This is a genomic window from Pseudoalteromonas sp. GB43 (assembly GCF_054923805.1).
Genome location: NZ_JBPCHJ010000001.1, coordinates 2,927,146 through 2,939,925 on the forward strand (window position 1 = coordinate 2,927,146; position 12,780 = coordinate 2,939,925).

A 12,780-nucleotide genomic window follows, 5' to 3' on the forward strand; every position below is an offset into this window, starting at 1 on the left:
TTTTTTTCTTAAAAAAACGGCTAATTCAAGATTAGCCGTTTATTTTCAACCTATTAGATTATGGTTAATCGTAAAGATTTTTTAATTCAGTAGCATTACTTGTCGATTTCGTTTGCTTTGCCGCTTGGCTTAGCAAACTGACGATTAAACTTAAATCAACCTGTTCATCTGCTGAACTATAAAGTTTAGTGCGTAATTTAGCAATTTCATCATTAAGTTGTGTATTTTTCAGCGATGCTAGTAAACACTCTATGGCCGCTGCATTTTTACCTGTCTGCTGTTTTGCATAAAGGTTCAATGCGTTATAAAACCCTGAGCTATTGTTTTGCTTTGCAAATTGCTTAAGCTCATTCAACGATGCTGATGAACCACTGGTAGGTAATGGCTCAGCTGCCGACTGTTGAGGGCGCTTTTTAATGTAAAGCACTAAGGTGATTAACCAAAGCCCATAGCCGACAATTGCCACGATAATAAGCCACACAGGGGTTGTAACTTGCGTAACGGTTTGTACATTAGTTGGCGTATCACTCAGCTCATTGGAGCTTGCGGTTTGCGGCTCTGCGATAGCAGGAGCTGTTGGTGTGAGTGGATTTGTACTTGGCACAACGGTTAATGTACGAGCTGGTATGGTCGCATAGCTAATACGATTGATTTTAGTATTAAACCAAGGCAGCTTGATTTCAGGCAATGTGTAAGTGCCCGGTGTTTGCGGTAATAAAGCATAAGAAGCCGTTTGTTGTGAGATAACACGGCCATCACGTACCAGATGATTACTCTCTTTTTCATCAGGGTAACTTCTAAAACCTTGCACCTGCGGCATATCGATATCAGGAAGTTGCTCTTTAGTAACCCCCAATGCAGTTAAAGTAATGGTGCGAGTGATAGGGGTGCCAACTTCAACGGTGTCGTCTTTTGGTTGCCATTGCTCATCAAGGTTAACCAGTTCGCTTGGTAGCCATGCACCTGTGTAGTTATCTGGGATTGGCTTGATTTCAACATCAACATCTTCGCCCATCGCTGAGACAGCCATTTGGCGATAGTTTTGACGAATACGGCCATTGAACACAGGTGCCGTAATAGTATTTACGCCACTTTTTTGTGGCTGCACTAAGTACTCACGGGTGATCACTAAATAGCGTTTGCCATCAATTAACTCATAGTCTTCAGATTGTTTGTTAATTGGGGTTAGCTCAGCGTTTTCCATTTCTGGCGTAGTTAAGTTGCCATCCAGCAATTCTTTGTTGTTGTCTAAATACAATTTAACCGTATAAACACCGGCTTCTTGCACGTATAAGCTAGTTGGCTTGATGCTTGTTTTAATGAAGGCTTCTTTATTTTGTTCTGAGGTTTGACTGCGCTTAGCTACCGTTAGCTCAATCGGTTTTGAACTGACACCGGCAACAGTAAAGGCAGGGATGGTATAAGTGCCTTCTTTGCGGGTCATCAGCTTTACAGACCAGTTAGTTTGCTTACTGATTTCACCATTAATAATATTAGTGCGCGAGCTAACACTGGTTGGCCCAACAACAAAGTCTTTTAATAGCACCGAAGTGTCTGGTTGCTCGCTGTTAATAGAGTCGTCTGCTGAGATGGTTAAAACAAAAAACTCACCAGCAAGGACAGGGTTTTTATCAACACTTGCCTGTAGCTGGGTGGCAGCCCAAAGCGGCGCTGCCGCGATTAGCAATAAACAACATAATAATCGCATTACCATGATTTTTCGGCTCCTCGTGGACGACGTTGGTAGTTTCGTTTTTGTGCTTCTAATTGCATTTTATTTCTTAATAAGATCGCTGGATCATCGGGAACTTTACGCAGCAGCTGGTTAAGTTGCTGGGCTTTTTCTTTCTCTTCATTGGTCAGTTCAGCAGCTTGTGCTTGCATAGCCTGTTGCTCTGCTTGCTGTTTAGCTTGTTCATCGCTTTGCGATGGCTGTGGCTGGGCCTCTTGTTGCTCGGGAGCTTGCTCTGGCTGTTGTTCTCCAGATTGTGACGACGTGTCTTTTTCAGATTCCATTTCAGGTTTGTTTTGCTGGTCACTATTAGACTCGCTTTGCTCACCTTTTTGATCTGATTGCTCACCTTGCTCTGACGGTTGTTGGCCATCTTGCTGCTCACTCTGCTCAGAGTTTTCACCTTGCTGTGAATTTTCACCCTGTTGCTTTTGCTGGTTATCTTGCTGGCCATCAGAGTTTTGTTGATCATTGTTTTGCTGTTGATCTTGTTGCTGCTGTTGTTGCTCTTGCTGCTGCAATAGCTGTTCTACGAGGGCTTGGTTTTCTTTTGCCTCAGTGAAGTCATTTTTAAGTTGTTGGGCTTGCTTATACGCTTCTATGGCTTGCTCTAGCTCACCGGACCTTAGCAAGGGCATTTCCGTAGTTATACAAACCCGTTGCAGATTTATCTTCACTAAACGCATCCATAGCAGCTTGGTAATTACCTTGCTGATAAAGAGCGGCGCCTTTAAGTTGTGTGTTTTGTGCTTGGGCGGCTTGTTCAAATTGATTTTGCTGATAGGCATTAAGAGCACGTTGGTCTTGGTTTTTAAATACGTCTGGTAATTCAGCGGCGTAAACCTGTTGCTGAGGTAGGAGCATAACAAACAAAAAGCCAAGCACTAAGCTGCTACGGCGAATTAAAAAGAGCGCTAACGGCAATAAAATAATCAGGCCGTAAATACCGGCATCAACTCGCCATAATGCTTGGCTTTGTTTCTCATCTTTGAGTACTTCTGCATTGGCAGTGGGGGCAAATGTTTGGATATCTTGATTACTGGTTTGATACAGTGCGAATTTGCCACCGCTGTTGCGCGCAAGCGAACTTAAGCGGCTAACATTAAGCGTCGGAATAACAATCTGTCCTTGCATATCTTTTAAAAAGCCACCTTCTGGTAGCTTAATCGGCGCACCTTGCTCTGTGCCGACGCCATAGACATTTAAACGATAACTAGACTGAGCGGTAAAGCGGCTAATATCTTCTTGATCTAGGCTATCAACCCCATCGGTGACTAAAATAATATCACCATCTAAATAGCCAGCTTGTTTAAGTAAATCATCGGCTTTTTCTAGGCCTTCAATAACATTCGAACCTTTGCTCGGCATGATATCAGGGCTCAGGCTTGGGATAAGGTTAGCCAAGGTGCTAGCGTCATTGGTTAGCGGCGAAATAGTAAATGCAGAGCCTGCATAAGCCACTAATGCCGTATCACCTTCTTTGAAAAGCTCAATCATGTCGAGTGCTTTAAAGCGAGCTTGAACTAATCGGCTTGGTGCGATGTCGGTACTGAACATGGAGTACGACATATCCATCACAATAACTCGCGCATTCTTTGCTTGAAACACCGGAACTTGTTTCTTTTCAAAGCTTGGACCTGCTGCAAAAACGATGGCTAACAGAGTAAATACAGCAACTAGCCAAAGCGGTTGGCTTTGTTTTTTATGATTGTCGCTCATTACAAACTGCGCCAAATGGGGCGCGATTAAATCAGCGGGGGCGCTTTTTTTGTTGCGTACCAACAGCACACTAAAAATAATCAGCGCGGGGATTAATAACCAAAGTAGGGCAGGGCGAATAAATTCAAAATCCATACTAGCTCTCCTGCTTAAATTGGCGAATAAAACTGACGAGCATTGCTATGCTTATTAAGCCTAGCGCCACAAGCAGTGGAATATAAAACAATGAAATTTGTGGGCGGAACGTTTGTTCATCGCTACTAATTGGCTCAAGCTTATCGAGCTCTTGATAAATTTGCTGTAAACCAGCCACATCTTTTGCTCTAAAGTATAAGCCGCCAGTTTGCTCGGCAATACGCTTGAGTAGGCTTTCATCTAAGTTACCACCACTCATACCACCCATATTAAACAGGCTAAAGCCACGTTTACTATCTGAGCCAACACCTATGGTATACACTTTAATGCCTTCTTCGCGGGCTAACAGCAGGGCATCTTCTGGATCAAGGTTACCCGCGGTGTTTTGACCATCGGTTAATAGTACAACGATACGGTTACTTTCATCTTTATTAGCAAAACGCTTTACAGATAAACCTAATGCATCACCAATGGCTGTTGCTCTACCTACTAGGCCGATTTGCGCTTCGCTGAGCATTTGGCTCACGGTTTTAACATCACGAGTAAGAGGCGTTTGTAAAAATGCGGTATCACCAAATAAGATAAGACCAAGGCGGTCACCTTGACGCTGTTCAATAAAGTCACTGAGTACAGCTTTTACCATGGTAAGCCTATCAACATATTGATTCTGGTAGGCCATATCTTGCTCTGTCATCGAGCCAGATAAATCCACCGCCAGCATAATATCGCGGCCTTCATTAGGCAGTGTGATAGGTTCATCAAGCCAAGTTGGGTTTGCAATGGCGACAACTAAAGAGATCCAAACAGCCCATTCAAGCAATGAAACTTTTCGGCTGTGTTGCTGTACTGCTTGATTATTTAAGCCGAGCTTAGCAAAGCCAGGAATACGTAAACGTAACTGCCCTTGTTGCTTTAACGGCATAAAGCGGCTTAATAACCAAGGTAGGGGTAAAAGCACAAAACACCATGGCCAACTAAACTCAAACATTAATTGGCTCCTTGAGTTTAAAGTTGCTAATAGCACTGCGTAATTTAGCCCCGAGCTCAGCATTATTACTTTGTTGTTGATAAAGCGGCATAAGTTCATCGTAACTAAAGTTGTCGCCACTGAGTTTAGATAAACTTTCTGACCACTTAGCCAAAGGCTGAGAAGCAAGCTGACTGCTGTAATAATGACGAGTTAAGCGTTTTAAAATAATGTGTAGCTCTTGCGCGTCATCATCACTAAGGGTTTTACTTATCTTAATGGCTTGTTTTTTGGCTTTTTTAAATTGCTGGTTTTTATATAAAAGCACTAAGCCGATAATTAATAACGAACCAACTAAGGCGATAATTAGCCACCAAATTGGAGCAAGTGACACCATGCAACCTCGGTCGGTGCAATGACATCATGTAAGCCATCTAGCGGATTTTTTTGCATTGTTACTTTCTCACTAATTGCAGCTCAAGAGGCGTGGCTGCACTGAATGAAATTAAACTAAGCCCAGATTTTTGTAAGCGTTTTAATCTATTAGAAAACGACGCTTCGGCAGACTTAGCAAAGCGCTCGCGAAATTGCTTATCCATTAGCGGTAAAGCAAGCTCTTGGCCATTCGCCGACACGGTCACCGTTTGTTTAAAAGCAGGTAGCTGGTGCTCGAACGGATCGCTAATATGGCAGCCAATCAATTCACAGTGCCTGCTCAGCATTTCAAGTTGTTTGAAACTGGCTTCATCAAGGGCACTAAAATCCGAGACGATATAAACCAAGCTCCCAGGTTTTGCTAAATGATTAAGGCGTTTAAGGTTTTCGCTAAATAAGCTGGTGGCTGTTTGGTCGATATTAGTCAGAGCCTGGCTGTGAATATCACATAAGTTGTGACACAGCTTTAACACGGCTTTTTCTCGAGAGGTCGGTTTTAATTCGTGATGACCTTGCTGATTAAACACCAAACCACCGATGCGATCACCTCGTTGACACGCCGACCAAGCAACCAGTGCGCTGATGTGCGCCGCTTGCACTGACTTCAACAGTAACTTTGAGCCAAACAGCATCGAGTTAGAAAAGTCGGTAAAGACAAAAACAGGGCGTTCTTTTTCTTCTTGAAACAGCTTAGTGTGGGTTTCGCCAGTCCGTGCAGTAACACGCCAGTCGATAGAGCGTATGTCATCACCGGCTTGGTAATGGCGCACCTCGGCAAACTCCATACCACGCCCCTTGTGAGGCGCAAGGTATTGCCCAGCCAAGCTGTTTTTGATTTTTACTTTGGGCGCAAGTTCTAGCAAACGAGCTTTGGCTTTGTAATACATCAACTCTTTGAGTGATAAATTAACGCCTTGACTATGACTCGCTGCTAACCACGCCGCTGGATCAAATTGGCTTGACATAGCTTATGGCACTGCCACCAATTCTAAAATACGGCTGATCACATCATCTTTACCGATGCCATCGGCCTGTGCTTCGTAACTTAAGATAATACGGTGACGCAATACATTATGCAGCACTGCTTGAATATCATCTGGGGCAACAAAGTCACGGCCTTCAAGCCAAGCATGCGCGCGGGCACACTTATCAAGGGCAATGGTTGCACGTGGGCTTGCGCCATATTCAATCCAGCGACCAAGTTGCTCATCAAGCTCAGCTGCTTCACGAGTGGCAACAATTAATTGTACTAGGTATTTCTCAAGCGGCTCAGCTAAATACAAACCTAATATCGCTTTACGGGCAGCAAATAGCTCACTTTGACTAATTTGCTGTGTCGTTGCTTGCTTGTCAGAAATAGCCTCGCCACGAGTTAGGCGTAGGATATCTAATTCGTGTTCAGCACCCGGGTAATCAATGCTTAAATGCAATAAAAAGCGGTCAAGCTGAGCTTCTGGTAGTGGGTAAGTGCCTTCTTGTTCTAGCGGGTTTTGGGTTGCCATAACCATAAAAAGAATCAGACAGTGGGTAGGTGTTTTTACCGACCGTTACTTGGCGTTCAGCCATGGCTTCTAGTAGGGCTGATTGCACTTTAGCAGGAGCACGGTTTATTTCATCTGCCAAAATTAGGTTATGAAATAATGGGCCTTTTTCAAATACGAACTCACTGGTTTGCTGGCGATAAATATCGGTACCAGTTACATCTGCAGGTAATAAGTCTGGGGTAAATTGTACACGTTGGAAACTGCCTTCAACGCCTTTCGCTAAGGCATTGACTGCACGCGTTTTCGCAAGACCCGGAGGGCCTTCAACTAATAAGTGGCCATCTGCCAAAATTGCGATTAACAGTGCTTGAGTTAATTGTGGTTGGCCGATAATTTGCGTGTCTAGATATGATTTTAATTGTGAAAATGCGTTAACTGCCATAATAAAAAGACTGTCCTAAAAGCGTGAGTCAAAAATTGTTTTTGTTATGCGCCAATGCGTTATATTCAGTACCGATAAATTATTTGCGCGGTACCGTGGTGGGGCGCTATTAACAAGTTATAAGGATTCAAAAGTTATAACACAAGTGTTAGACACAAAATCCTCAAATAGTTCGTTATTTTTTAAGGATTTTTAGCCTACCATATAAATACGGTGTTTTTTTGTAAATAGGCCGAAAAAAGCCTATGGTTGAAAACTTACTATTGGCATTCGTACACGGGTTGTTTTAGAATCAGGAAAAACAAACAGGTCAGACCTGTCAGCGGGAGAGCATAAATGTCTGAGCAAAATATACTTAAAACAGCAAAAGGCGATCGTATCGCTATCGTTAGCGACGTATGCGAACGCCATTCGCAAAGCAAGCCACAGCATTCCATCATGTACCAGCCCTTGATATGGGTAAGTTAGTTGTCAACGAAATGCTTGAACGACTTAACTTTGATAAATCTGAAATTGACCAACTTGTATTTGGACAAGTAGTGCAAATGCCAGAAGCGCCAAATATTGCCCGTGAAATCGTATTAGGTACGGGTATGCCTGTTTCTGTTGATGCTTATTCTGTTTCGCGTGCGTGTGCAACAAGTTTCCAAGCCATTGCTAACGTAGCCGAGTCAATTATGGCAGGCTCAGTGCAAGTAGGTATCGCTGGTGGTGCTGACTCATCGTCTGTATTACCTATTGGGGTTAGTAAAAAATTAGCGGGCAGCCTTGTTGATTTAAACAAAGCACGTACGCTTGGTCAGCGATTAAAGATTTTCTCTAAATTACGTTTAAAAGATTTACTTCCTGTTCCGCCTGCGGTCGCTGAGTACTCTACTGGTTTATCTATGGGTCAAACAGCAGAGCAAATGGCGAAAACACATAGCATCAGCCGTGAAGATCAAGATGCCTTAGCACATCGTTCGCACACCCTTGCAAGTCAGGCGTGGGCTGATGGTAAACTTAAAGATGAAGTAATGACTGCCCATGTTGCACCTTATAAGAGCTTTATTGAGCAAGACAATAACATTCGTCATAACTCAACCGTTGAAGGCTACGCGAAATTAAAACCAGTATTTGACCGTCAGCACGGATCAGTGACTGCAGCTAACGCAACGCCATTAACTGATGGGGCGGCTGCGGTATTAATGATGAGCGAGAGTAAAGCTAAAGCATTGGGTTACGACATTCTAGGTTATGTACGTAGCTTTGCTTTCTCAGCAATTGGTGTACATGAAGATATGCTAATGGGTCCGGCGCACTCAACGCCAATTGCCCTAGATAGAGCAGGTATCACATTAGCTGATTTAGATTTAATCGAAATGCACGAAGCATTTGCAGCGCAAACACTGGCTAATATGAAGATGTTTGCGTCAGATAAATTTGCACAAGAAAAGCTAGGTCGCAGCAAAGCGATCGGCGAAATTAACATGGACAAGTTCAATGTATTAGGTGGCTCACTTGCATATGGTCACCCATTTGCGGCAACAGGTGCGCGCCTGATCACGCAAAGCTTACATGAACTTAATCGTCGCGGTGGCGGCTTAGCGCTTACGACTGCGTGTGCAGCGGGTGGCTTAGGCGCAGCCTTTGTATTGGAGAGTGCGTAATGACAGATTCAGTATTTAGTTTATCAGTGGCAGATGACGGCGTAGCCGTTGTAACCATTGATGTGCCGGGTGAGAAAATGAACACCCTGCGCAGCAGTTTTGCAGAAGATTTAAAAACCTTACTCAAAGACGCACAAGCGCAAGCAGTAAAAGGCATGGTATTTATCAGTGGTAAAAGCGATAACTTTATCGCCGGTGCTGATATTAAAATGCTTGATAGCGCCAATAGTCGTGAAGATGCATTAGCGTTAAGCGAAATGTGTCAGCAAGCATTTTTCGATATGAAAAAGCTGCCTTTCCCAACAGTAAGTGCTATTCATGGTGCTGCATTGGGCGGCGGTTTAGAGTTTGCTTTAGCGTGTGATTATCGCGTGTGTTCAGACAGCGATATCACTAAGCTTGGTTTGCCAGAAGTACAGTTAGGCTTATTACCTGGTGGTGGTGGTACTCAACGTTTACCTAAATTAGTTGGCTTGCAAAAAGCACTTGAGTGGATGCTTACAGGTAAGCAAGTGCGTGCTAAGCAAGCGAAGAAAACAGGCTTAGTAAATGACTGTGTACCACACAGTGTATTACTTGACGTTGCTAAAGAGTTTGCTCTGAAAGGTAAGGCGAAGGTTACTAAACCTAAGTTAGATCGTTTAAGCCAATTACTTGAGTCGAACCCATTTGGCCGCAATATTATTTTCAAAAAAGCACAAGAAAACGTGCTGAAGAAAACAGGTGGTCATTACCCAGCACCTTTAGCCATTATTAAAGCGGTTCGTGCAAGTGTTGAACTTGATCAGTTAAAAGCATACAAAACTGAAGCTGAAGGTTTTGCCACGCTGGTAATGAGTGATGAGTCAAAAGCATTACGCGGTATTTTCTTTGCAACCACTGAAATGAAAAAAGAGTGGCGTAATGATGATGCACCAGCGATCGCTAAAGCGGCAGTATTAGGTGGCGGCCTCATGGGCGCGGGTATTGCCCATGTTAGTGCTGTAAAAGCGGGTGTTCCAGTGCGCATTAAAGATGTGGCTGAAAAGGGCATCAGCAATGCCATGAACTACAGCTACAAGATTTTGGATAAAAAGCAAAAACGTCGTATTTTATCTAAAGCTGATCTACAACAAACCATGAACCGCATTACCGGTACCACCGATTACAGTGGCTTTAAACACATTGATATCGTTATCGAAGCGGTGTTTGAAGATCTTGCTTTAAAGCAAGGTATGGTGGCTGATGTAGAACGTGAATGCCAAGACAACACGATTTTTGCAAGTAATACCTCATCATTACCAATTGCACAAATTGCTGCTGATGCAGCGCGCCCCGAAAATGTAATTGGTCTGCATTACTTCTCACCTGTTGAGAAAATGCCACTTGTTGAGATCATTCCACACGCTGGTACGTCTGAAGAAACTATCGCACGCGTTGTTAACTTTGCCCGTAAGCAAGGTAAAACACCAATTGTGGTTAAAGATATGGCTGGTTTCTATGTAAACCGTATCTTAGCGCCTTATGTCAATGAAGCGGCTAATTTACTGCTTGCAGGTGAGCCAATTGAAAAGATTGATCAAGCATTGGTTGAGTTTGGTTTCCCTGTTGGACCTTAGCGTTACTTGATGAAGTAGGGATTGATATCGGTTCTAAAATTGCGCCAATCCTTGAAAAAGAATTGGGCGAGCGCTTTAAAGCACCTGATGCCTTTAATCGCTTAATCGATTCTAAGCGTTTAGGTCGTAAGACTGGCCGTGGTTTTTATCTTTACGACAAGAAAGATAAAAAAGTGGATGAGTCAGTTTACGAGCTACTTGGTGTTACGCCATCACCTCGTTTAAACAAGAGCGAAATTGCTAAACGTTGTGTTGCGCAAATGCTAAATGAAGCGGTGCGCTGTTTAGATGATGGCATTATTGCAAGCCCGCGTGATGGTGATATTGGTGCTATTTTTGGTATTGGTTTCCCACCATTCTTAGGCGGTCCATTTAGCTATATGGATAAACTGGGTGCAGCACAAGTGAGCTCAGAAATGGCGACTTTTGCTAACTACAACCCAATTTTCACACCTTGCGATACGTTAAAAGCAATGGCTGAAAAGGGTGGTCGTTTTTACCAAGCAGAAAGCGAAGAGCCGGCTGTAGCTGAAGCTAAGCCTGTCGATCCGGTTGAAGTAACCAAAGAAGTGGTTGAAGGCGAGCAAGCGTCAGAAGAAGATGATAAAGAAACGACTAAAAGCTAATTCTTTAAATTAGTTAATTTTAAAAGCCCTGCTCATTGAGCGGGGCTTTTTTATTGGTTCGAACTTGGTTAGAAGTTGAGCGGATTAAATCTTGACTATAGGTTATTATCTATATAGATTTAAATCTATGGTCAAGGAGGACTCATATGTGGTTAGTTGAAACAACCGACAGATTCGATAATTGGTTTGACGCCTTAGATGACACAGACCGAACTAATGTACTTGCGTGTTTATTGGTTCTTCAGGAGCGAGGTCCTATGCTAGCAAGACCTTATGCAGATACAGTGTATGGTTCTTGTTTTAGTAATATGAAGGAGTTAAGGATTCAAAGTAAAGGGATTCCGATACGTGCTTTTTTTGCTTTTGATCCAAACCGAAAAGCGATTGTTCTCTGTGCGGGTAATAAAAACTCAAATGAAAAAAGGTTTTATGAGCAAATGATCCCGATAGCTGATAGTGAATATTCGGCTCACCTAGATAAGTTAGAAAAGAGGTAAATATAATGGCTAGAACACTGGAAAAGTTATTGGCGAATGAAAAACCAGAAGTGGTAGCCAAAGCTAAGAAAGCGGCGTCAGATATGCTTCTTAATATTCATTTAGCAGAGCTTCGTGAACATATGAAACTAACACAAGGTGAGATGGCGAAAGAGCTTGGCGTCAAGCAGCCAACGATATCTGACATGGAGAAACCAGGTCGTGACGTTAGATTATCATCATTAAAGCGCTATGTTGAAGCTGCTGGGGGTACCTTAAGACTTGATGTTGAGCTCCCGGACGGGAGTCATTTTGGCTTTGAAGTATAACTAAGTTAAGTCTAAAAAATGTGGGCTTTTCTTCTATATTGGCCATAAGTGGTATTTAACTCACCAAGTTGGTTTGTTATAACTAGGTTTATTTACAAAGCGATTAATCACCATGACTCTCACCACTGCGCGATTAACATTAAGGCTGTTAAATGCCGATGACTGGCCGCTGTTTTATACTTTGCATAATGATGCTCAAGTGATAGAGAAGTGCTTCGATAAGCCCTCAGAGGCGCAACTACGAGCAAAGTTTAATGAGCGTTTAAAGCCTTGGCAGCCAAATTCGAATTCACCACTTTGTTTAGTTATTGTTGAAACCAGTACGGGTAAAGAGGTGGGTGTGACGGGGTTTACTTCATCAACAGTGCCAGATAGTCAAGAAGTTGGTTATTTGCTACTGCCTAACTTTCATGGTCGTGGCTATGCCACAGAGTCTTTGCAAGCGGTGCTTGATTACGCCAAATCAGAACATGCTGTGCGTGAATTTAAAGCGGTTGTCACCGAGGGTAATATCGGTTCAGAAAAAGTACTTGAGAAATGTGGTTTTCAGTTAGTCGATAAGCAACTAGATGCGTATGCTATTGGCGGTGTTTTGTATACCGATCATCATTTTCATTTAAGTTGCACTGATCACAGAGCGTGATCAGTGCGCAATTTTACAGATGAAGCTCAATTGCTTTTCTGTCTTTTTCTGGCATATTCGCAATCACTAAATCAAACGAATTATCAATCATTCGTTCAATCTCTCCCTGTGGTACGGTGCCATCTAAAATAACCGTATTCCATAAACGTTTGTTCATGTGATAACCCGGGATCACCGACGGGAAAATATCACGCAGTGCTTGGGCTTCATCTGGATCGCATTTCAGATTTAGCCACCATACAAGGTTTCCCTCATCGTCAGTTTGACCTTCTTTGCCCTCGGCAAGGGTAGCAAACATTTTATGATTCACCTTGTAAACGTCGACATCTTGGCCAAATGGTTGGGTGATCATCACCAATGGCTTTTTCATTAAATACTCGTGTACTGTGTGTTGATTCATGATCCAATCCTTGAAGTCATTTTTCGTAGTTATAAACATAGCAGCTTTTTCGTAGTTTGGAGACAACTATCGTTATAATTTGCTGAAAAATAATATAAATAAAGGCTCTGAGATTAAACTGTAAATTTTTATTGAACAAAAGCTA

General features: G+C 42.9%; 8 protein-coding genes and 4 pseudogenes. 5 read left to right on the forward strand and 7 right to left on the reverse strand.

Going from position 1 to position 12,780, the window contains the following annotated elements:
- Positions 1-64: 64 nt before the first annotated feature.
- The 6 genes and pseudogenes from ACRWSG_RS13905 to ACRWSG_RS13930 all read right to left on the reverse strand — a co-directional run bounded on the left by ACRWSG_RS13905 (position 65) and on the right by ACRWSG_RS13930 (position 6,914).
- The gene (locus ACRWSG_RS13905; protein WP_462166548.1) at positions 65-1,714 is read right to left on the reverse strand and encodes a BatD family protein; all 1,650 of its coding nucleotides are present in this window, start codon (positions 1,712-1,714) and stop codon (positions 65-67) included.
- Positions 1,708-3,586 (reverse strand): annotated as a pseudogene (locus ACRWSG_RS13910) (vWA domain-containing protein). The gene ACRWSG_RS13905 and the pseudogene ACRWSG_RS13910 overlap by 7 nt, the downstream one beginning before the upstream one ends.
- Before the next feature lies 1 nt (position 3,587).
- Positions 3,588-4,574 (reverse strand): vWA domain-containing protein, encoded by a 987-nt coding sequence (locus tag ACRWSG_RS13915; protein ID WP_462166549.1) that lies wholly within the window; start codon positions 4,572-4,574, stop codon positions 3,588-3,590.
- Positions 4,567-4,950, reverse strand: coding sequence for a DUF4381 family protein (locus ACRWSG_RS13920; RefSeq protein ID WP_462166551.1), 384 nt, complete (start codon positions 4,948-4,950; stop codon positions 4,567-4,569). Before ACRWSG_RS13920 ends, ACRWSG_RS13915 begins: the two co-directional genes overlap by 8 nt.
- Positions 4,951-5,008: 58 nt before the next feature.
- Positions 5,009-5,953 (reverse strand): DUF58 domain-containing protein, encoded by a 945-nt coding sequence (locus ACRWSG_RS13925; protein ID WP_462166552.1) that lies wholly within the window; start codon positions 5,951-5,953, stop codon positions 5,009-5,011.
- 3 nt (positions 5,954-5,956) lie between these two features.
- Positions 5,957-6,914: pseudogene (locus tag ACRWSG_RS13930) on the reverse strand (AAA family ATPase).
- A 336-nt stretch (positions 6,915-7,250) separates the two neighbouring features.
- Here ACRWSG_RS13930 and fadI point away from each other — a divergent pair.
- The 5 genes and pseudogenes from fadI to ACRWSG_RS13955 all read left to right on the forward strand — a co-directional run bounded on the left by fadI (position 7,251) and on the right by ACRWSG_RS13955 (position 12,235).
- Positions 7,251-8,563: pseudogene (gene fadI, locus ACRWSG_RS13935) on the forward strand (acetyl-CoA C-acyltransferase FadI).
- Positions 8,563-10,787: pseudogene (fadJ, locus tag ACRWSG_RS13940) on the forward strand (fatty acid oxidation complex subunit alpha FadJ). Before fadI ends, fadJ begins: the two co-directional pseudogenes overlap by 1 nt.
- Before the next feature lie 146 nt (positions 10,788-10,933).
- Positions 10,934-11,284 (forward strand): type II toxin-antitoxin system RelE/ParE family toxin, encoded by a 351-nt coding sequence (locus tag ACRWSG_RS13945; protein ID WP_058586352.1) that lies wholly within the window; start codon positions 10,934-10,936, stop codon positions 11,282-11,284.
- A 5-nt stretch (positions 11,285-11,289) separates the two neighbouring features.
- Positions 11,290-11,592, forward strand: coding sequence for a helix-turn-helix domain-containing protein (locus ACRWSG_RS13950; RefSeq protein WP_054553216.1), 303 nt, complete (start codon positions 11,290-11,292; stop codon positions 11,590-11,592).
- 112 nt (positions 11,593-11,704) lie between these two features.
- A complete protein-coding gene (locus ACRWSG_RS13955; RefSeq protein WP_054553215.1) occupies positions 11,705-12,235 on the forward strand; it encodes a GNAT family N-acetyltransferase in 531 nt (176 codons plus the stop codon).
- A 13-nt stretch (positions 12,236-12,248) separates the two neighbouring features.
- On the opposite strand, the gene ACRWSG_RS13960 is transcribed toward ACRWSG_RS13955, so the two are convergent.
- Entirely contained in the window at positions 12,249-12,635 is a 387-nt protein-coding gene (locus ACRWSG_RS13960) for an MmcQ/YjbR family DNA-binding protein (protein ID WP_462166553.1), read from the reverse strand.
- Between the last annotated feature and the right edge of the window lie 145 nt (positions 12,636-12,780).

Bases quoted from the DNA above. Each gene is read 5' to 3' on its own strand.
- ACRWSG_RS13905 (WP_462166548.1), bottom strand. From the start codon at position 1,714: ATGGTAATGCGATTATTATGTTGTTTATTGCTAATCGCGGCAGCGCCG.
- ACRWSG_RS13915 (WP_462166549.1), bottom strand. From the start codon at position 4,574: ATGTTTGAGTTTAGTTGGCCATGGTGTTTTGTGCTTTTACCCCTACCT.
- ACRWSG_RS13920 (WP_462166551.1), bottom strand. From the start codon at position 4,950: ATGGTGTCACTTGCTCCAATTTGGTGGCTAATTATCGCCTTAGTTGGT.
- ACRWSG_RS13925 (WP_462166552.1), bottom strand. From the start codon at position 5,953: ATGTCAAGCCAATTTGATCCAGCGGCGTGGTTAGCAGCGAGTCATAGT.
- ACRWSG_RS13945 (WP_058586352.1), top strand. From the start codon at position 10,934: ATGTGGTTAGTTGAAACAACCGACAGATTCGATAATTGGTTTGACGCC.
- ACRWSG_RS13950 (WP_054553216.1), top strand. From the start codon at position 11,290: ATGGCTAGAACACTGGAAAAGTTATTGGCGAATGAAAAACCAGAAGTG.
- ACRWSG_RS13955 (WP_054553215.1), top strand. From the start codon at position 11,705: ATGACTCTCACCACTGCGCGATTAACATTAAGGCTGTTAAATGCCGAT.
- ACRWSG_RS13960 (WP_462166553.1), bottom strand. From the start codon at position 12,635: ATGAATCAACACACAGTACACGAGTATTTAATGAAAAAGCCATTGGTG.